The 927-nt window shown below is 45.5% G+C and carries 1 protein-coding gene; it reads right to left on the bottom strand.

The genetic code is table 11. The annotated features are described in order from the left end of the window. Positions 1-927: iron-sulfur carrier protein/transcriptional regulator SalA (gene salA, locus ACWHAR_RS24355; RefSeq protein WP_452088090.1), on the bottom strand; the 927-nt coding region annotated here is incomplete at both ends.

The following is a 927-nucleotide window of genomic DNA, read 5'->3' as shown; positions in this document are numbered from 1 at the left end:
CATTTTTACATCTATTTTTTTTGCGATGTCCTGATATATTTCTCCGATTGGATGATTTTCGTCATAAACAGACGGAGCAAATTGGTCCTTATCCCAATCGGGCTGTTTCAATGGGATTCTGCCGAGTAAAGGCACGTTTAGTTCCTCAGCCAGTTTATCTCCTCCGCCTTTTCCAAAGACATATTCTCTTTCCCCTGTCTTTGCACTTTCATAATAAGCCATGTTCTCTATGACCCCCACGACCTCATGATCGGTTTTAATCGCCATAGAGCCCGCTCTGGCCGCGACAAAAGCAGCTGTCGGATGCGGCGTAGATACGATAATTTCTTTGCAGCTCGGAAGCATTGTATGTACATCGAGAGCAACGTCCCCTGTACCAGGCGGAAGATCAAGAACGATATAGTCTACTTCTCCCCACTCTACTTCGTGGAAAAAGTTATTCAGCATTTTGCCGAGCATCGGCCCTCTCCATACGACCGGAGCATTTTCTTCTACGAAAAAGCCCATTGACATGACCTTTACTCCAAAGCGTTCAACAGGAAGAAGTTTCTCTCCTTCAATTGTTGGACGCACAGTGATACCCATCATGTCCGGCACACTGAACCCATAAATATCCGCATCAATTAAACCAACCTTTTTCCCTAGACGAGCCAGAGAAATAGCTAGGTTTACCGACACAGTTGACTTGCCTACGCCGCCTTTTCCGCTTGCTACAGCAAGAAAGACTGGCGGGTTATCCATATTTAATAATGTTTTTTTCTCAGCTGACGGCGCCCGGAATTTAGCAACCGTTTCTTCAGGCAGCTCTTCAAATCGAAGGCCGACTGTCTCAGCTCCTGCCCCTTTTAATACGTTTACGATCTCTTGCTGAATCTGCATTTGTTCTGCAGTTGCTGTTTTTGCAAGAGCGACTTTTACACTGATATG

Source organism: Bacillus sp. LR--39 (assembly GCF_053613335.1).
Note: the sequence above shows the minus strand (reverse complement) of the source record. Positions and strands in the feature narration are given on the sequence as shown.